This window comes from Nisaea denitrificans DSM 18348, from assembly GCF_000426505.1.
Lineage (GTDB): Bacteria > Pseudomonadota > Alphaproteobacteria > Thalassobaculales > Thalassobaculaceae > Nisaea > Nisaea denitrificans.
The window spans coordinates 579,005-596,684 of the sequence record NZ_AUFM01000011.1 but is presented as its reverse complement, the minus strand read 5'-3'; the positions used below and the strand labels follow the sequence as shown (position 1 = coordinate 596,684).

General features: G+C 60.2%; 18 protein-coding genes. 10 read left to right on the top strand and 8 right to left on the bottom strand.

Translation table 11 applies throughout. From position 1 onward, the window contains the following. Positions 1-549, top strand: coding sequence for a PAS domain-containing protein (locus K328_RS25570; RefSeq protein ID WP_169721166.1), 549 nt, complete (start codon positions 1-3; stop codon positions 547-549). 8 nt (positions 550-557) lie between these two features. Here K328_RS25570 and K328_RS0103595 read toward each other — a convergent pair whose 3' ends face one another. Both K328_RS0103595 and gcvA read right to left on the bottom strand, forming a co-directional pair. After that, positions 558-1,892 carry a sodium-dependent transporter gene (locus K328_RS0103595; protein WP_036553109.1) on the bottom strand — a complete coding sequence of 445 codons (1,335 nt, stop codon included), beginning with the start codon at positions 1,890-1,892 and terminating at the stop codon, positions 558-560. Further along, a complete protein-coding gene (gene gcvA, locus K328_RS0103590; RefSeq protein WP_028464798.1) occupies positions 1,892-2,806 on the bottom strand; it encodes a transcriptional regulator GcvA in 915 nt (304 codons plus the stop codon). Before gcvA ends, K328_RS0103595 begins: the two co-directional genes overlap by 1 nt. A 125-nt stretch (positions 2,807-2,931) precedes the next feature. On the opposite strand from gcvA, the gene K328_RS0103585 reads away from it, so the two are divergent. Then, complete coding sequence (locus K328_RS0103585) at positions 2,932-3,183, top strand: DUF1127 domain-containing protein (protein ID WP_051284421.1); 252 nt, start codon at positions 2,932-2,934, stop codon at positions 3,181-3,183. Positions 3,184-3,256: 73 nt separating this feature from the next. On the opposite strand, the gene paaE is transcribed toward K328_RS0103585, so the two are convergent. The 5 genes from paaE to paaA are packed head-to-tail and all read right to left on the bottom strand — an operon-like array spanning position 3,257 to position 7,006. After that, on the bottom strand, positions 3,257-4,351 hold the full coding sequence (gene paaE / locus K328_RS0103580) for a 1,2-phenylacetyl-CoA epoxidase subunit PaaE (protein ID WP_028464796.1): 1,095 nt from the start codon (positions 4,349-4,351) through the stop codon (positions 3,257-3,259). An 11-nt stretch (positions 4,352-4,362) separates the two neighbouring features. Beyond that, positions 4,363-4,872 carry a 1,2-phenylacetyl-CoA epoxidase subunit PaaD gene (gene paaD, locus K328_RS0103575; protein WP_156901165.1) on the bottom strand — a complete coding sequence of 170 codons (510 nt, stop codon included), beginning with the start codon at positions 4,870-4,872 and terminating at the stop codon, positions 4,363-4,365. 9 nt (positions 4,873-4,881) lie between these two features. Next, positions 4,882-5,649, bottom strand: coding sequence for a 1,2-phenylacetyl-CoA epoxidase subunit PaaC (gene paaC / locus K328_RS0103570; RefSeq protein ID WP_028464794.1), 768 nt, complete (start codon positions 5,647-5,649; stop codon positions 4,882-4,884). A gap of 24 nt (positions 5,650-5,673) precedes the next feature. Next, complete coding sequence (gene paaB, locus K328_RS0103565) at positions 5,674-5,964, bottom strand: 1,2-phenylacetyl-CoA epoxidase subunit PaaB (protein ID WP_028464793.1); 291 nt, start codon at positions 5,962-5,964, stop codon at positions 5,674-5,676. A 58-nt stretch (positions 5,965-6,022) separates the two neighbouring features. Continuing rightward, positions 6,023-7,006, bottom strand: coding sequence for a 1,2-phenylacetyl-CoA epoxidase subunit PaaA (gene paaA / locus K328_RS0103560; protein ID WP_028464792.1), 984 nt, complete (start codon positions 7,004-7,006; stop codon positions 6,023-6,025). Positions 7,007-7,118: 112 nt separating this feature from the next. Between paaA and paaI the strand changes: the two genes are divergently transcribed. The 7 genes from paaI to K328_RS25565 all read left to right on the top strand — a co-directional run bounded on the left by paaI (position 7,119) and on the right by K328_RS25565 (position 14,506). After that, positions 7,119-7,586, top strand: coding sequence for a hydroxyphenylacetyl-CoA thioesterase PaaI (gene paaI / locus K328_RS0103555; protein ID WP_028464791.1), 468 nt, complete (start codon positions 7,119-7,121; stop codon positions 7,584-7,586). Further along, a complete protein-coding gene (locus K328_RS0103550) occupies positions 7,586-8,527 on the top strand; it encodes a PaaX family transcriptional regulator (protein ID WP_051284419.1) in 942 nt (313 codons plus the stop codon). The genes paaI and K328_RS0103550 overlap by 1 nt, the downstream gene beginning before the upstream one ends. A gap of 208 nt (positions 8,528-8,735) precedes the next feature. Then, positions 8,736-8,933: a hypothetical protein gene (locus tag K328_RS0103545; RefSeq protein WP_028464789.1), complete on the top strand. Its 198-nt coding sequence runs from the start codon at positions 8,736-8,738 to the stop codon at positions 8,931-8,933. Between the two features lie 92 nt (positions 8,934-9,025). After that, positions 9,026-11,116, top strand: a complete 2,091-nt coding sequence (locus K328_RS0103540; RefSeq protein WP_028464788.1) for a hydantoinase/oxoprolinase family protein — start codon at positions 9,026-9,028, stop codon at positions 11,114-11,116. A 12-nt stretch (positions 11,117-11,128) separates the two neighbouring features. After that, entirely contained in the window at positions 11,129-12,853 is a 1,725-nt protein-coding gene (locus K328_RS0103535) for a hydantoinase B/oxoprolinase family protein (RefSeq protein WP_028464787.1), read from the top strand. A gap of 22 nt (positions 12,854-12,875) precedes the next feature. Further along, the gene (locus K328_RS0103530; protein ID WP_028464786.1) at positions 12,876-13,661 is read left to right on the top strand and encodes an ABC transporter ATP-binding protein; all 786 of its coding nucleotides are present in this window, start codon (positions 12,876-12,878) and stop codon (positions 13,659-13,661) included. Positions 13,662-13,834: 173 nt separating this feature from the next. Next, positions 13,835-14,506: a Crp/Fnr family transcriptional regulator gene (locus tag K328_RS25565; RefSeq protein ID WP_051284417.1), complete on the top strand. Its 672-nt coding sequence runs from the start codon at positions 13,835-13,837 to the stop codon at positions 14,504-14,506. A 21-nt stretch (positions 14,507-14,527) separates the two neighbouring features. Here K328_RS25565 and K328_RS22425 read toward each other — a convergent pair whose 3' ends face one another. Further along, positions 14,528-15,907, bottom strand: coding sequence for an MmgE/PrpD family protein (locus K328_RS22425; RefSeq protein ID WP_051284415.1), 1,380 nt, complete (start codon positions 15,905-15,907; stop codon positions 14,528-14,530). 136 nt (positions 15,908-16,043) lie between these two features. On the opposite strand from K328_RS22425, the gene K328_RS0103515 reads away from it, so the two are divergent. Continuing rightward, the gene (locus tag K328_RS0103515; RefSeq protein WP_028464785.1) at positions 16,044-17,615 is read left to right on the top strand and encodes a bifunctional aminoglycoside phosphotransferase/ATP-binding protein; all 1,572 of its coding nucleotides are present in this window, start codon (positions 16,044-16,046) and stop codon (positions 17,613-17,615) included. Positions 17,616-17,680: the final 65 nt, after the last annotated feature.

Genomic DNA, 17,680 nt, shown 5'->3' with positions numbered 1-17,680 from the left:
GTGAGCAGCCTGACGCTGCCGCCATCCCTGACATCTGAGGGCATGGATTTTGTCGCGTATTGGCATTCCCTGCGCGAAGGCCGTGACCTCCCCGAACGGGAGGACATTGATCCAGGCGCCATCAAACACCTGCTCCCCTATATCGTCATCCACGATCTTGTTTCGCCGGACCTTATTCGGCTTCGCCTGATCGGTACCGCCGTGGCAGAGGATTATGAAGAAGACATCACCGGCTGGAACTACCTCGACATGGTTGAACCAGCGCGCAGGGAAGCGGCATCCAGGGCATTATTCATCCTGCACGACACACCTGTCGGAATGTCCGTAACACTGCGTTCGACGACCCGGTCAGGCAGCTCTTGGACCCGTCAGACGATCGATCTTCCTATTTCCGATCTCAAGAACAATCGCAAGCTGGTCTTTTCCTGCAGTCTGAGAGCAAAATCAGGCATGTCTGCTGTCCCGGACAACCCCGAACTCCAGGTCCAACAGATCACAAGCCGGGAGTTTTTCGATATCGGCGCGGGCATACCCTGCTACTTGGAATGACGAGGCGGCTATTCACCGAGAAAAGCATTAATCAGAATCAAGAGGATCATGATTGGCACGACGGCTCTGAGCAGCCAGATCCAGACTCCTCCTAATATGCCGTCCAGCCCGGCAAAATTCAGTGCATCACGACGATAGAGTCCCCAGCCGACGAAGAGGCTGACAAGAAGCCCGCTGAGCGGCAGCAGCAGCGAAGATGCAACAAGATCGAAGACTTCGAAAAGATCCCTTCCCGCCAGTTTGACCTCCTTCAGCACGCTGAAGCTAAGGCCGGGAATAAATCCGACAATGAGAACAACGGCAACCATCGCCCGGGTCGCTATCGCCCGTGATATGCCGAAACGGTCCATACAGACCGCGACCGAAACCTCCAGAACAGAGATCATTGACGTCAGTCCTGCCGCCGCCAGAAGGAAGAAGAATGCGGGCGCCAACATCGCCCCGCCATAGAGCTCCTCGAAAACACTCGGCAGCACCACAAAGGCAAGCTCGGGTCCGGACGCCGGATTGAGGCCATGCGCGAAGACTGCCGGGAAAATCGCGACACCAGCGAGCACAGCGAAGAGACTGTCGCCGATCACAATATAAACCGCCGATTTCAGAATCGGTGTATCGGTCCTCATGTAGCTGCCATACGTGATGAAAATGGCCATCCCGACCCCTATGGAAAAGAAGGCTTGTCCCAGAGCCGCGACATAAACGCCGGGGTCGGAGAAAGCCGCCGGATCGAGTGCAAACATGTAGGTCAGCCCGGCAGCACCGTCGGGCCGGAACAAACCGTAAAGCGCTAGGCCAATCATGATCACCGCAAGCACAGGCATCATGAACCGATTCAGCCGCTCTATCCCATGCTCGATACCGCGCGCGACGACAAACCCCGCAAGCAAAACTGCGCCTGTCTGCCAGAGCAATGGCTCCATGACGCGTCCTGAGAAGCCGGAGAAATAACCGGCATAACCGGCACCGCTCGCCTCCCAGAGCCCCCCGCTGACGGCCACGTAGAAGTAGCGGAACGTCCAGCCAGCGATGACGGAATAAAAACTCAGGATGACGGCCCCGGTGACGGCAGCAGCCCAGCCGGCATGCCGAAGGGGGCTGCGCGGCGCCAGAGCGGGAAAGGCTGATACAGTATCGAGACGCGCCGTCCGTCCTATTGCCAGCTCGGCAATCACGAGCGGCAATCCGATCAGGACCACGCACACCAGATAGATCAGCAGAAAGCTGCCACCGCCGTTCTCACCGGCAATATACGGGAAGCGCCAGATATTCCCGATCCCGACTGCTGATCCGATCGTCGCGAGAATGAAACCAAGCTGGGTGCCCCATTGTTCGCGCTCCGCCATCAGGCAGCGTCTCCGGGGTCTCCATCCCGCCGGACCTCGTCCAGAATCCAGTCACGGAAAACGGAGACCTTGTTCGAACGGAGGGATTCCTCCCGGCAGACGAAATAGTAGGCCAGCGGCGCCGGCGTCTCGACCTCGAACGGCCGAATCAGGCGCCCGGCGCGCAGATCCTCCGTCACCAGCTGCGAGCGAGCCAGTGCCACCCCCTGACCTTCGATAGCAGCCTGCAGAACCATGTCCATCTGTGTGAAGAAAGCGCCCCGACGCACATCGACACCCTCGATGCTGAAATGCTCCAGAAAATGCGCCCAGGTTTCGCCGGCAAAGCTATTCACGTCATGCAGCAATGGATAGTGCTTCAGATCTTCCGGACGTTTCAGACCCGGCGGTCTCGCCGCCACCTCGGGGCTGCAGACAGGATAGATACACTCGGTCATGATTTGCTGGACGTGGACGCCCTCTTCTTTCCCCTCACCGAGGCGCAGCGCCACATCAACCCCGTCAGAGACGAAGTCCGCCTTGCGGTCTTCGGCAGCAATCCGGACATCGATTTCAGGGTAGCGCATACGGAATCTGGATAGTCTCGGGATCAGCCATTTCACAGCGAAGGACGGCAGCACACTGACTGTCAGCGGGCGCCCTTCCTCATGCTCTTTCAGGTCGTTAACCGCTGACAGCAGGCGGGAAAAGGCTTCCCGCACGGCCGGGGCAAGTCGTGCGCCTTCAGGCGTCAGCTCAAGCGCCCTCGGACGCCGCAGGAACAGGGAACAGCCGAGTTCCGCCTCCAGAGCCTTGATCTGCTGACTGATGGCAGCCGGCGTCACGAACAGCTCTCCGGCCGCAAGCTTGAAACTCATATGCCGCGCCGCCGCTTCAAAGCAGCGCAGACCATTCAGGGGTAAACGGCTCAACATGATTTAGCTGAACTAATCCATCTGACAGATTAACTCGTTTGATGAACGGCTATTTGTAGCCCAAATTCTCAAACACCGACAGACACGAATGAGCGTGTGTGACGAATTGATTAAGGAGAACTTTCATGTTCAAGAACGAAACCCTGAACGTCGCTCCTGCCGCATGCATGACAGCAGGAACCAATAACTCGGTCTTCACGCACAAGCGTGGCCGTGATGGTGTTGTGCACGCAATCGTCACAACGCTGCTCACCTGGCAGGACCGGCTGCGTCAGCGCCAGTCCCTTCAGGAACTCGGGGACCGTGAGCTTTCAGATATGGGCATCAGCCAGGCCGAAGTCGAGTACGAGATCAGCAAGCCTTTCTGGGCTGCCTGATATCATCCAGTGTGATGTCGCGGCCTGTCGCCGCGGCAACGCGATCTGCCTCGACTAACGAGCCTGCCTCCGACTATCGGGCGTCGAAATCCAGCACCACCTTCTCGCTTGCCGGGTGGGACTGACAGGTCAAGACAAAGCCCCTCTCCACCTCTTCCTTGGCAAGCGTGTAATTCAGATCCATCTCGACGCGGCCTTCTAAGACCTTTGCCCTGCACGTGCAGCACATCCCACCCTTGCAGGCGTAGGGCAAATCCGGTCTTGCCCCCAGGGCTGCGTCGAGAATGGAGACGTCGTCAGCACCGAGCGTAAACTCTGTACGCACCCCATCGAGAATGATGGCGACGTCCGCTCCCGCGCGCACCGTTTCGGATTCATTCACGAGGCGGCTGCGCCGGGCCGCGGCCGCTTTCGCCGCCGCATCGTTCGACGGCGCGAACAATTCGAAGAGAATCTTGCCCTCTTCGACGCCATGCGCCGCCAGCGCAGCCCGCACGTCGCCGATCATGCCTTCCGGCCCACACAGGAAAAACCGGTCCACCGCGTGCACGTTCAGGATCGAGCGGAAGAAGCTCTCGCATTTCTCCCTGTCTATCCGACCGTTCAGCAGCGCGGCTTCCTGCGGTTCCCGGCTGAGCACATGCAAAACACTGAAACGCGACGGATAACGATTCTTCAGATCGAGCAAAGCCTCGCGGAACATGATCTCCCGCACCGACCTGTTGCCATAGAACAGGGTGAACCGGCTCTCCGGCTCCGCTGACAGCACGGACTTTGCGATCGAGAGGACCGGCGTGATGCCGCTTCCGGCAGCAAATGCCACATAGGTGCGCGTCGCGTTCGGATCCGGCTCAACCGTGAAGCGCCCCTCCGGCACCATGACATCGAGCATATCACCGGGTTTCAACGCATCATTCGCGAAGCTGGAAAAGGCACCGCCTTCGACCCGCTTTACCGCCACCCTGATCTCGCCATCATCCAGGCCACTGCAAATCGAGTAGGACCGGCGCACATCATGACCGTCTATCTCATGGCGCAGTGTCAGATACTGCCCCGGTAGATACCGGAATGCGGCGCGTTGCTCTTCCGGCACATCAAGCGCGATGGACACACTGTCGGATGTTTCCGGACGCACGTCGCGCACTCTCAGACTGGTGAAACGCGCCATGGCAGCACTCCCTAGAGACACTTGAAATAATCGAATGGTTCGGCGCAGTCCGTGCACCGGTAGAGCGCCTTGCAGGCGGTTGAGCCGAACTGACTGAGAATCTCGGTATGCTCCGAGCCGCAGCGTGGGCAGGCAACGACCGGATCAATGCCAAGCAATGACTTCTTGGAGGTGGATTGCTCGGCAGGGGGCGCTATACCGATGGCCTTGAGCTTTTCCCGACCAGCCTCACTCAACCAGTCCGTCGTCCAGGCCGGCGCCAGCACCGTCTTTACCTCGGCCTTGTTGAAACCTGCTCCGAGCACGGCGTCACGCACCATCATCTCGATATATGCCATGGCCGGACAGCCGGAATAGGTCGGGGTAATCGTCACGACCGCAGCATCGCCGGAGACTTCGACGTCCCGCACCACACCGAGATCCACCACCGACAGAACCGGAATTTCCGGATCACATACGGCTTCAAGAGCGTGCCAGAGGCGCTTTACCGGATTTTCAGGGGCAATAGTGGGTTCGGCCATAGCCATGACTCACCATTTGGCATCCGGATAGGCTCGCGGCAGGAACTGCATTTCCGCAAGCAGGAATCCGAGATGCTCCGAATGGACGCCCTTCTTGCCACCGCCGATTGACCAGGTTGCTTCCGGGACCGTGAGTGTCGCTTCTCCGAGCACAGCCGTGACCGCGTCACGCCAGTTCTCATGGAAATCACCCGGATCGATCGCAATCCCGGCCTGCATCATCATCTCGTCGATAGCATCGCCGTCAAATAGTTCGCGCGTGTAACCCCAGAGCTGTTCGAGCGCCGCCTGTGCCCGCGTCCGGCTCTCTTCCGTACCGTCTCCGAGGCGAATCACCCACTGGCCGCTGTGCCGGCGGTGATAGACCGCTTCCTTGATCGCTTTTGCCGCGATATTCGCGATTTCCTGATTGGCCGATTTCGTCAGAGCCTGGAGCAGCTCGACATGAAAACAGTCGAACAGGAACTGGCGGACGATGGTCTGGGCGAAATCGCCATTCGGCTGTTCGACCAGCAGGAAATTCCGCCAGTCGAGCACGTCGCGCTTGAAGGCCAGAGCATCGGCATCCCGACCAGCACCTTCCACCGTCGCCGCCAGATCGAGCCAAAGCGTGGACTGGCCGACTAGGTCGAGCGCGATATTGGAGAGAGCGATATCTTCTTCCAGCACAGGACCCTTGCCGCACCATTCGGACAAGCGGTGCCCGAGGATCAGGCAATTGTCCCCTAGGCGGAGCAGATACTCGAAGAGCGCTTCGCGTTGCGCGGCGGCTGTCATGTCATGGTCTCCATTGGACCCGGGTCACAGGCATTCGACCTCATCCGGCACCTCATAGAAGGTCGGATGACGGTAGATCTTGGCATCGGCCGGATCGAAAAGGGATTCCTTGTCTGCGGGAGCAGAAGCAATGATATCGGTCGACTGCACCACCCAGATACTCTCGCCTTCGCGCCGCCTTGTATAGACGTCGCGGGCATGCTGCAGCGCCATCTCGGCGTCGCACGCGTGCAATGATCCTACATGCTTGTGGGACAGGCCCTCGCGTGCACGGATGAAAACTTCCCAAAGCGGCCAGTCATTTCCGGCTGTCATGCTTTCTCTCCTGATCGGTCCGGCACCAGCGCTCCGGCCCATGTTTCTTGTTCGTTTGTTATTCGGCGGCGATACGTGCCGCGCTTTCGCGCTGACGTTTCTTCTCCGCATAGGCCACGGCAGCCTCACGGACCCAAGCACCGTCTTCATGCGCCTTGATCCGGGCCGCCATGCGTTCCTTGTTACAGGGCCCGTCCCCGGAAACGACGCGTTTCAGTTCGGCCCAGTCGATCTCACCGAAATCGTAATGGCCGCGCTCCTCGTTCCACTTCAGATCCGGGTCAGGAATCTTGAGTCCCAAATATTCAGCCTGCGGCACTGCCATATCGACGAATTGCTGCCGCAGGTCGTCATTGGAGACGCGCTTGATCTTCCAGGCCATGGATTGGGAAGACTGCGCGGTGTCCCGATCGCTGGGTCCGAACATCATCAGCGACGGCCCCCACCAACGGTCCAGCGCGCTCTGCGCCATGCGCTTCTGCTCCGATGTCCCAAAGGCCATCGACATCATGATTTCGTAGCCTTGACGCTGATGAAAACTCTCTTCCCGGCAGATCCGCTCCATAGCCCTTGCATAAGGCCCGTAAGAGCACCGGCAGAGAGCGATCTGATTAATGATGGCCGCACCATCGACCAGCCAGCCAATCGTGCCGATGTCCGCCCAGGAGAGGACCGGGTAATTGAAAATATTCGAATATTTCGCCCGGTCGCTATGCAGCGCGTCGATCATCTCCGAGCGTGGCGTGCCGAGAGTTTCTGCCGCGCTGTAGAGATAAAGGCCGTGCCCGGCTTCATCCTGGATCTTGGCCAGCAACTGCACCTTGCGGCGCAGGGACGGCGCCCGCGTGACCCAGCAGCCTTCCGGCAACATCCCGACAATCTCGGAATGCGCATGCTGGGAAATCTGCCGAACCAGAGTTTTCCGATACCCTTCGGGCATCCAGTCACGCGGCTCAATCTTGATTTCCTGATCGACCCGCGCCTGGAAACGTGCCGCCTCTTCAGTTTCCGAGGCTTGACCCGGACTTTGGCTTTCCACCATTGCGTTTCCTCGCTTAACTCGGACGTTGCCGAATAGCATCAACAATGTGATACATAATTTCCTAATCGTCCAGAAAAAACTGTATCATAAAATATAACAAGGACAGGACAGCATGAACGACAGTCAGACCAGTAGTGGCGCACAGGAAAACGCGGAAGAAACGGCCCGGCGCGTAGCCGACTGGATGTACGCGAACGACCCTGCGACAAAAGCCCTTGGCATGCAGGTCGAGGAAATTGCGCCCGGATATGCGCGGCTGCATATGAAAGTGCGCGCGGACATGCTGAATGGTCATCAAACCTGTCATGGCGGCATGATATTCACCCTCGCCGACAGTGCCTTTGCTTTCGCCTGCAATTCGGGAAATGCCCTGACGGTCGCCCAGAGCTGCGACATCAATTTCGTCAATCCGGCACGCGAAGGCGACGATTTGGTCGCAACCTGTGAAGAACAGTTTCACCGTGGCCGCTCGGGGATCTACGACACCGTTGTGACAATATCGGACGGCACACCGGTCGCCTTCTTTCGCGGCAAATCCCGGACTATCGGCGGTGCTCTCGTCGGTGACGCACCGCAGTAATGACCCTGGCCAATAGCCCCGATATGCTTTCGGTTCTTGCCCGCGACACGCTCACGGAGCTGAAACCGCGCGCGAAATCGCTGATCGTGACTGTCTACGGAGACGCCATCCTGCCGCATGGCGGCACTGCCTGGCTGAGCGACCTGATCAGATTGATGGAAGTCTTCGATATCGGCGAGCGGGTGGTTCGGACCGCCGTTTTCAGATTGGCCCAGGACGATATCCTGACAGCACGGCACATAGGGCGCCGCAGCATCTATTCCCTGACTGAGAACGGTCGCCAGGAATTCGATGCCGCGCAAAGGCGAATTTATGCGCCGCCCCGCACCCGCAAGGCCGCCGACGCACCCTGGCAGATTGCCCTGCTGACAAGTGCTGTGGACAGCGCCGAGCGAGACGGTCTCAGAAAGGCCCTGGGATGGGCGGGATACGGCTCTCTCGGCCCGCAGGTCCTGCTCGGTATCGGAGGCGATCTCGACGGAGCGAAGCAGGAACTTGCAAATCTCGGACTTGAAGACCGGGTCGCCTTGTTCGAAGCCGCCCCGGGCTCCCCAATAGAGATCTTGCGCACCTTGTGTCGTGAAACCTGGGACCTGGAAGAGACCGACAATGCATATCGGGCCTTTATCGATAGCTTCGATCCGGTTCTGAACGCCGTTGAAGAAAACCACAGGCTCCTGACGCCGGAGACGGCGTTCGAGCTGCGGATATTAATGGTTCACGTCTATCGGCGGGCATTGCTCCGTGATCCGGGCCTTCCCGCCGACATCATGCCGGAAACATGGAGCGGACGCCGGGCGACCGACCTCGCTGCTCGGGTGTACGACATCCTCAAAGAACCGGCACAGTCGTATCTGGAAAAGACTGTCAACGGCGTGGACGGCTCCCTGCCGCCTCCGTCTGATGCCTATTTCTCGCGTTTCCAGGGAATGGTCGCCTGATCCCGGTGCCGACTGCCCGGCGACTGCATCCCGCCCGATCTGATTTTGCCCGCCGCCTCAATCCGGTATTCCCTTTCTGTCTGAAAATCGGAACCAGACACTCGCCATGCCCCCCGCCGGGATGATTTAATGAGTCCAGCGTCAAAAAGCGGACGCGCAACCGGTCTATACCTGACAACTCATCAAGCCGGCTTTGGGGATCGAGGTCATGATCGAGATCTACATAGAATGCTGGGCCAGTCCGGACGGCATACGGTATCCGTGGTCAATCTGGCAGGACGGCCGACAAGTCGAATCCTCGCACGCATCCGGGCTCTACGAGGATCAGGATCGGGCAGAAGCCGAGGCACGGCGATATTGCGCCGAAGTGCTGAAAACGGAACCGGGCAATGTTGTCCGGCTATGATGAGCGTCATTCATTGACGACCGGTGGTCATACGTCTTTACTAACGTCAGTTCCTTTCCGACTGCTCTCTTTTAAAAACCGATTGTATCGAAATGCCTGAGACCTCTGTGCAAGGCCGCCTCGCGGTCGATGTCGGCGGCACCTTTACGGATGTCGCACTCGAATTTGGCCCCAAGCGCTTCACGGCGAAGGTGCTGACAACCCCGTCAATGCCCGAGCACGGTGTGATGGAGGGGATCGAAAAGGCGCTTGAGGTGGCTAATGCCTCGCCGACCGATATCGGTCTGCTGATCCACGGCACCACACTGGCAACGAACGCCCTGATCGAACGGAAAGGCGCGAAGACGGCGCTGATCACCACCGAGGGCCTGCGGGACTCCGTAGAAATGGCCTTCGAGAACCGGTTCGAGCAATACGACATCAATATCGACCGGCCGGACCCGCTGGTGCCGCGTAATTTGCGCTGGTCCGTGCGCGAGCGTCTGAACTTCCGGGGCGAAGTGCTGATCCCGCTGGACGAGGCAAGCGTCGATGCCCTGGTCCCGCTGATCGAGAGCCACGACATCGGATCGATCGCCATCGGCCTTATTCACTCCTACGCCAACGGCGCTCACGAGGAGCGGGTCAGCGAAATCCTGAGCAAGGCCCTCCCCAATCTCAGCATCACGCTATCGAGCGAGGTTTGCCCGGAAATCCGCGAATATGAGCGGCAATCGACGGCATCGGCGAACGCCTATGTGCAGCCGATCATGTCCCGCTACCTTGGCATTCTGCGTGAGGATCTGAAAAAGCGCGGTTTCGCTTGTCCGGTTCTGCTGATGACATCCGGCGGCGGCCTGACCACGCTGGATACGGCGATGAAATTCCCGATCCGGCTGGTCGAATCAGGCCCCGCAGGCGGCGCCATCCTGGCGAGCGAGATTGCCCGCGAATGCAATCTTGCCAGCGTCGTCTCCTACGATATGGGCGGTACCACCGCGAAAATCTGCCTGCTGGACGATTTCATGCCGCAGACCACGCGCACCTTCGAGGTCGCGCGGGTCTACCGCAATATGAAGGGCAGCGGCTGGCCTGTCCGCATTCCCGCCATCGAGATGGTCGAGATCGGTGCCGGTGGCGGTTCCATCGCGGCTGTCGACAAACTCGGCCGGATTGCTGTCGGCCCCCACAGCGCCGGTGCCGATCCGGGACCGGCCAGCTACGATCAGGGCGGCACCCGGCCGACTGTGACCGACGCTGACGTGGTGCTTGGCAAGATCGACCCGGTGAGCTTCGCCGGAGGATCGGTCGCGCTCAATCCAGAGAAGGCCAAGGCCGCCCTCAAGGCCGAGGTCGGCGACAAGATGGACCTTTCCGAAGCGCTTTCCGCCTTCGGTGTCTGCGAGATCGTCGACGAGAACATGGCCAACGCCGCCCGCGTCCACGCCATCGAGTGGGGCAAGGATATCGCGGCACGGGCGATGATCGCTTTCGGCGGTGCGGCCCCTCTGCACGCCGCAAGACTGGCCGAGAAACTCGACATTCCGACAGTCGTGGTGCCGACCGGCGCCGGTGTCGGCTCGGCAATCGGCTTCCTGCGTGCACCGATCTCCTACGAAGTCGTCCGCTCCAGATACGTCAAGCTTTCGGACTTCGATGCGGGTGAGATCAATACCCTGCTCTCCGGAATGGCGGACGAGGCCCGCGTCATCGTTTCCAGTGGTGCCGGCGGGGCCGCGCTTGAGGAAACCCGGACCGCCTTCATGCGCTATGTCGGACAAGGCCATGAAATTGCCGTTCCCCTGCCCGACGGTGCCCTGACGGCAGACCATGCGAAAACGATCCGGGCGGCGTTCGAGAGCGAGTACAAGCGGCTCTATGGCCGGATCATCCCGGGACCGGAACCTGAGATCCTGAGCTGGACGCTGACCATGACGGCCCCGCGGCCGCAGATCCCGGCGGAACTGACCGCGCCCAGCGGCGGAGCGGCGGAAGCAACCGGCAAGCGCGAGCTGTTCGATCCTGCCACCGGCACCTATGTCGAAGCCAAGATCTATTGGCGTGACAGCCTGCCCGTCGGAGCATCCATTCAGGGCCCCGCGATCATCTCGGAATCCCAGACCACGACCATCGTGACATCCGCGTTCGACGCGACCGTCAACGAACTCGGGTATCTCATCCTGAACCGCAAGCAAGCGGCCTGAGGGAGCACAGACATGAGCCAGAAATCAGCCCTCGACCAGATCCGCATGCAGATCCAGTGGAACCGTCTGCTCTCCGTCGTGGAAGAGCAGGCCCAAACCCTGATCCGGACCGCTTTCAGCACCTCCGCCCGTGAGGCCGGAGATATTTCCGCCGGCGTCTATGACTGCAAGGGCCGCATGCTGGCCCAGGCGGTGACCGGCACGCCGGGCCACGTCAATGCAATGGCCGCCTCGGTCGGGTTCTTCCTGGAGAGGTTCCCTCTAGAGGTCATGAAGCCGGGCGACATCTTCGTCACCAACGATCCCTGGCTCGGCACCGGCCATCTGAACGACTTCACCGTGGTCACGCCGACCTTCCTCGGCAACGAGATCGTCGCGCTCTTCGCCTGCACCACCCACGTGGTCGATGTTGGCGGCAAGGGTTTCGGCCCGGACGGACGGCAGATCTACGAGGAAGGGATCAATATCCCGATCATGCGGCTGGCCGAGAACGGCGAGTTCGTGGAGCCGGTGCTTGCCATCATCCGTAACAATGTCCGTAACCCGATCGAGGTCGAGGGCGATCTCTATTCCCTCGCCGCCTGCAACGATGTCGGCGGCACGCGCCTGATCGACATGATGCGCGAGTTCGGCATGGAGACCCTCGACACGCTCGCCGATTATGTGATCGAGAGCGCCCGGGCAGGCATGGCCGCGGAAATCCGCGAATTGCCAAACGGCACCTACCACAATTCCATGCGGATCGATGGGTATGAGAGCCCGATCGATCTGGTCGCCGCGCTGACAATCCGTGACGAGGAAATCGAAGTCGATTTCACCGGCACCTCCGGTATATCGAGCTTCGGCATCAACGTGCCGCTAACCTACACGCAGGCCTACGCTAGCTTCGGCATCCGCTGCGTCGTCGGCGGGGCAGTGCCTAACAATGCCGGCTCCCTTGCCCCGGTGATCATCGGCGCGCCAAAAGGCTCCATCCTCAATGCCGAGCATCCTTGCGCGGTAACCGCCCGGCATGTGATCGGCCAGATGCTGCCGGACGTCGTGCTCGGCTGCCTCAACCAGGTGATCCCCGACCGGGTACCGGCTGAAGGAACCTCCTGCCTCTGGAACCCGGTGCTGCTCGGCGGGCACGGCCTGACCGATGAGGATTACGGCGACGCAACACCGTTCGCCATCAACACCTTCCATGCAGGCGGCACAGGCGCGCGCCCGGACAAGGACGGGCTCAACGCCACGGCGTTCCCGTCCGGCGTGCGTAACACCCCTATCGAGGTGAACGAGACCATCGCTCCGCTGGTGATCTGGCGTAAGGAATATCGTGCCGACAGTGGCGGCGCCGGGAGGTATCGCGGCGGCGTCGGTCAGGTGATGGAGATTTCCCATTCCCAGCATGCCCCCTTCGCCATCAACTGCATGTTCGACCGGGTGACCTACCCCCCACGCGGCCGCAACGGCGGCGGTGACGGGACGGCCGGTATCATCGAACGGGCGAACGACGGCAGCCGGTTGAACTCGAAAGGCCGGCAAAGCGTCAACGGGGACGACAAGCTGATAATTTCCATGCCGGGAGGCGGCGGTCTCGGAAATCCGCACGAACGCGATCCGTCAGAGGTTGCTCGGGACGTCCTGCTCGGCTTTGTTTCGCCCGAGGCGGCAGAGACGGTATATGGTGTCGCCGTCGATGGAGAAGGCATGGTGGACGAAGCTCGAACGAAGGGTCTTCGCGCCGCCAGCTAGAGAAACGCCGAGGAAGAAAAGCATGGGATCAGGAAGCGCTCCGGACATCCGTCTCGATGGGCTCGCAAAGAGCTTCACCGACAATGAGGTGCTGCGGTCGGTCTCCCTGAATATTCCCGCCGGACAGTCGACGGTCCTAATCGGGCCGTCGGCGAGCGGGAAGTCCGTCTTGCTTAAATGTCTGGTCGGCCTGATGCAGGTTGACGGCGGCAGCATGCGCTATGGCGATCTCGAACTTAGTGGCATGAGCACCGACGAATGGAGCGATTTCCAAGGTCGCATCGGCATGCTGTTCCAGCAAAACGCCCTCTTTGACAGCCTCAGGATCTGGGAAAATATCGCCTTCCGCCTGATCAATCACGAAGGGATTTCGCGATCCGAGGCACGCGACCGTGCGGTTAAACGCATGGCTTCCGTCGGGCTCGGCGAGGAAATGGCCGATCTGTACCCGGTGGAACTGTCAGGCGGCATGCAGAAACGAGTCGGTGTTGCCCGGGCCATGGTCGGCAACCCGGAGCTGCTGATCCTCGACGATCCGACGGCGGGGCTCGACCCGATTCTGACCAACACGATCCTCTCGCTGATCGAGCGGGAAACATCAGGCAAGGGCACAACCGTGCTTGTCGTGACCGGCGACATGAAGGCAGCACGCAGCCGCTTCGACAATGTCGCCATGTTGTTCGACGGCGAGATCAAATGGTCTGGAAAGCGCGATGATGTTCCGGAGGCGGACAACCTCTACCTGGATCAAATGATCAATAGCCGAGCCACCGGACCGATCAAGATGCGCCTCGCCGCCCGGGGCTGATCCCTCCCGCACTCAATTGATCTGGATCAATGCCGGCCAGCGGGCCGCTATGCATGCTTCATCTGTTTTCATGCCACCGGCATATAAAACAGGAAAGCGAACCAGCTATGGATGTGGGTTCTCCAGCATTGATGGAACGAACTGGAACCGGACCCTGCTGCGGGTGCGAGGAGTTGAGTTGCCCTATCCGTCAAGCGGTCGGCAAAGCCGGGCTCTCCACATGCTCCAACGCGGTTACCCGCATTTCTGCACGAGCCGGAGAGAAGCTGGATGTTGCGGGTTTTGCGCCGGATACCATCTTCCGCATCGTTAACGGCATGCTCATGCAGGAACATATTTCCGATGACGGGCGCCGTCATATCGCGGCCTTCAAGACCAATGGCGATTTGTCCTGGCCCCTGCCGCAACAGGAGTCCGGCGATATTCGCGAATTCTACGAAGCCGTCCAACCGACTGAACTCTGCATCATCTCCGTCGATCCGATCACGCAAAGCGCACCCGGTGCGGCGGGATTGGTCAAAGCTCTTTACAGTGCCGCCCGAGACGAAGTCAGCCGCACCCAGGCGCGGATGTTCCTGCTGGCGCGGTCGTCCGCGGCCGAACGCCTCGCCGGTTTCCTGCTGGACCTTGCCGAACGCACCGGCCGGGTAACCAAGCGCGGGGTGGAGCTGAAGCTCAGCATGCGGCGCGAGCGCATCGCCGACCATCTGGGCATGCAGCCGGAAACCATCAGCCGGATCATGTCCAGCTTCAAGAAAGCCGAAATCATCCGGCTTCCTCGCCCGTCTCTGGTTATCATTCCCGACCTGAAAGCTCTTTCGAGCGTCGCTTTAGGAACGACCTGAGCCTCAATCGTCTGAGGATTGTCAGGATGTCTGCGCCAGTTCCGAAAGGACGCTGGCATCCGTTGCTTCGTTTAACGACAGGATGCGCTCCGCGAGTTCATCTGTCCGACTGGCGCCGAGGAACGGTTCACTCATGGTCCCGAACTTGGCCAACAGGCGGCGACGCTGCTCCGGCTGATCGGATGCAGGAACGCCCACATTCTGCGTTTCTTCCACCGACGAGCCATCTTTTAGATCGAGCTTAACCCGGCCAAAGCTCCAGATATCGCTCTCGATACCAACGACCATGGAACGCCGCCCCAGGGCGCGTAGCGCGTCATCCTGAGCCGTCGCGTCCGTGTAGGCGTCGAGATCGCCAGTATCCACACCGCTCAAAGCCATGCCGACCGTATGCTTCAGGCTGAACTTGATCTCAAGGCCGGTTTCAGGACGGTCGATATTGCAGACGGTCAACGCACCCTTGTTCACTTCGATGGTTGCACGCTCCACCGCATCGGGCTCAATGGAATGAAGCTCACGAAGCCGACGGGCCGCCTCGATCGGCGAGTGGGTCAGGTAGCAGGCCGCATGATACTTGAAGAGATTCTCTTCCACCGCGAAAGACCGGTTGCCGCCAGACGTCATTTCGACCGGGAAAAACCCATTGGACTGGGTATCGGCAAGGCCTTGTGCGCATTCAATGGCATCGGTGCGCGACGTCATGCCCTTTTTCGCCAGCCGGGCCGCGAGCAATCCATTCATCGCCGCTTTGCCAACCTGGAAAGGCTTGGACATGGTGCCGAACATCGACTTGAGGCCTGCCGCCTGCGCGATGGCAAGGCCGAGCGCATGCGCCGTCTGTTCGGCATCGAGCCCAAGCAAGCGGGCCGAGGCCGCGGCAGCGCCAACCGTGCCGACCGTGGCCGTCATATGCCAGCCAAGGTCGTAATGCCCCTCACCGACCATTTCAGCCGTCAGAACTTCTGCTTCATAGCCAACGATGAAGGCCTCAAGGAAGGCACGCCCGGATACCGGCTGCATGTCGGAAATCGCCAGCAATGCCGGAACCAGCGGAACGGTCGGATGCCCCAGCATCCGGGAGTTCACATCGTCATAATCGAGCGCATGGGACGCAGCACCATTCACCAGTGCCGCGTTAAGGGGGCTAAGTGTGTTGGCACGACCGATCAGACGCGCCGGCCCGGTGCCCTCTTCCCCCATGGTTTCGGCGAGAATATGACTTAGCGGCTCCCGGCTTCCGGCGATGGTCACGCCAAACCAGTCAAGCACGGCATCGGTCGCCCAGGTGCGCGGCACGGCACCGATATCATCGGCCCCGATTGAAACAATCCAGTCAGCCAGCGCGCGTGTCGCCGCAGCCGGCCCATCCTGATTCGCACTGTTGATTTCAGCTCTGCCCACAATTTCCTCCCTCGTCGGCCGGTCCGGTCGAGGCTTGCCCCCAATTGAGTCATGTCCCGGATTGAGTCATGTCATGGTCGCGTGCAAGGCACTTCGCCATGATCAGTGATCAACCGGAATGCGGGACCGGATCATCATGAGCCATCGAACCATGGAAGAAACCGAGGACCAAAGTGCGGCTTTGGAATTTCTGGCCCTCGCGAAAAACTATGATCCGCCCCCAGATGAAGAGCCCGTCCATATAGCGACCCATGGCTCGCACGTTTTCCTTGCCGGGGATCGGGCTTACAAGATGAAGCGCGCGGTCTCTTTCCCTTACATGGATTTCGGCACGCTCGAACGCCGGAAGACCTTCACGGAAGCAGAGCTCACGCTGAATAGTCGCGCCGCACCCGACCTCTATCTCGGCATTCGCCGCCTGACCCGGGAGAAAGACGGCGCTATCGCATTCGACGGTCCCGGCGAGACCATTGAATATGTTCTGGAAATGCGGCGCTTCGAGCAAGACGCGCTGCTGGACAGGATGGCGGAAGATGGCAAACTCACTCCGGAATTGATCGAGCAAACGGCAGATCGCATTCGCGCCTTTCATAATGCCGCAGAATCACTTCCAGCCGACGATGCATTGGGAGCAGGCGCAGAAGGAATGCGCTGGGTGATCGAGGAAAACCTCGAGGAATTTGCAGCCCAGCCCGAGCATTTCCATTCGGTTGAAACGGCAGCCTATACAGCCCATGCACGCGAAGCGCTCGCGCAGCTAACCCCGCTGCTGGACGCCCGGGTCGAGGCCGGACATGCCAAACATTGCCATGGCGATTTGCATCTCCGGAACATCTGCCTGATTGATGGCGAGCCGACCCTGTTCGACGGCCTTGAATTCAATCCACGATTCGCCTGTATCGACACGCTCTACGATCTTGCCTACTTCCTGAGTGATCTGGACATCCGGGGCCTCCCCTGCTTGGCCAATCTTACCTTCAACCGATACTTTATCGACGGCGGGTACGACGGGCTACCGTGCCTCCCCTTGTTCCTGTCCACGCGTTCCGCCGTGCGCGCGAAAATCATGGTGAGTGGCGCCGAGGCGCAAGAGGATCCCTCGATAAGAAAGGCGATGCTGGAGCAGTCGCGCGTGTCCTTTCAGGCCGCACAGCGCCAGATCGAACCGGCTACGCCTGTCCTGATCGGAGTCGGCGGATTTTCGGGTTCCGGCAAATCCACCCTGGCGCAGGCTCTCGCCCAATCCCTTTCCCCGCCCCCGGGCGCTGTCCACCTGCGCAGTGACGTCATCCGGAAGCGGTTGCATGGATGCGCCCCGACCGAACGCCTTCCGGCCGCGGCCTACAGCTCCGACGCCAGCGCCAAGGTCTACAGCACGATGCTGAGCCGGGCCGCTGAAGCATTGCAGGCCGGCTATTCAGTGATCATGGACGCGGTGAACGACCGCCCGGCAGATAGGAATGCCATCACGGCCCTCGCACAGTCTCTATCCGTGCCGTTCAAAGGCTTCTGGCTCGACGTCACGGAAGAGGTCATGGCACGGAGGATTGCAGGCAGGTCCAATGACGCATCGGACGCCACCGAAACAGTGATGCTGGCACAGGCCCAACATGGGCACGGTGCGCTCGGCGATTGGGAAAAAATCAATGCCGGGGGGACCTCCGCAGCGACACTCGCCATTGTGAAATCTCGGCTCGACCTGCCTTGACATAGGTCAACGCCGACCAGGTTCACATTCCATAGGCTATTGGCACCAAAGACCTAAGCAAGGGA

Excerpts from the sequence above, each read along its gene's own strand:
- paaA (WP_028464792.1), bottom strand. The coding sequence starts at position 7,006 with ATGGTGGAAAGCCAAAGTCCGGGTCAAGCCTCGGAAACTGAAGAGGCG.
- paaI (WP_028464791.1), top strand. The coding sequence starts at position 7,119 with ATGAACGACAGTCAGACCAGTAGTGGCGCACAGGAAAACGCGGAAGAA.
- paaD (WP_156901165.1), bottom strand. The coding sequence starts at position 4,872 with ATGGCCGAACCCACTATTGCCCCTGAAAATCCGGTAAAGCGCCTCTGG.
- K328_RS0103530 (WP_028464786.1), top strand. The coding sequence starts at position 12,876 with ATGGGATCAGGAAGCGCTCCGGACATCCGTCTCGATGGGCTCGCAAAG.
- gcvA (WP_028464798.1), bottom strand. The coding sequence starts at position 2,806 with ATGTTGAGCCGTTTACCCCTGAATGGTCTGCGCTGCTTTGAAGCGGCG.
- K328_RS0103585 (WP_051284421.1), top strand. The coding sequence starts at position 2,932 with ATGTTCAAGAACGAAACCCTGAACGTCGCTCCTGCCGCATGCATGACA.
- paaE (WP_028464796.1), bottom strand. The coding sequence starts at position 4,351 with ATGGCGCGTTTCACCAGTCTGAGAGTGCGCGACGTGCGTCCGGAAACA.
- paaB (WP_028464793.1), bottom strand. The coding sequence starts at position 5,964 with ATGACAGCCGGAAATGACTGGCCGCTTTGGGAAGTTTTCATCCGTGCA.
- paaC (WP_028464794.1), bottom strand. The coding sequence starts at position 5,649 with ATGACAGCCGCCGCGCAACGCGAAGCGCTCTTCGAGTATCTGCTCCGC.
- K328_RS0103550 (WP_051284419.1), top strand. The coding sequence starts at position 7,586 with ATGACCCTGGCCAATAGCCCCGATATGCTTTCGGTTCTTGCCCGCGAC.
- K328_RS0103535 (WP_028464787.1), top strand. The coding sequence starts at position 11,129 with ATGAGCCAGAAATCAGCCCTCGACCAGATCCGCATGCAGATCCAGTGG.
- K328_RS0103545 (WP_028464789.1), top strand. The coding sequence starts at position 8,736 with ATGATCGAGATCTACATAGAATGCTGGGCCAGTCCGGACGGCATACGG.
- K328_RS0103540 (WP_028464788.1), top strand. The coding sequence starts at position 9,026 with ATGCCTGAGACCTCTGTGCAAGGCCGCCTCGCGGTCGATGTCGGCGGC.
- K328_RS0103515 (WP_028464785.1), top strand. The coding sequence starts at position 16,044 with ATGAGCCATCGAACCATGGAAGAAACCGAGGACCAAAGTGCGGCTTTG.
- K328_RS0103595 (WP_036553109.1), bottom strand. The coding sequence starts at position 1,892 with ATGGCGGAGCGCGAACAATGGGGCACCCAGCTTGGTTTCATTCTCGCG.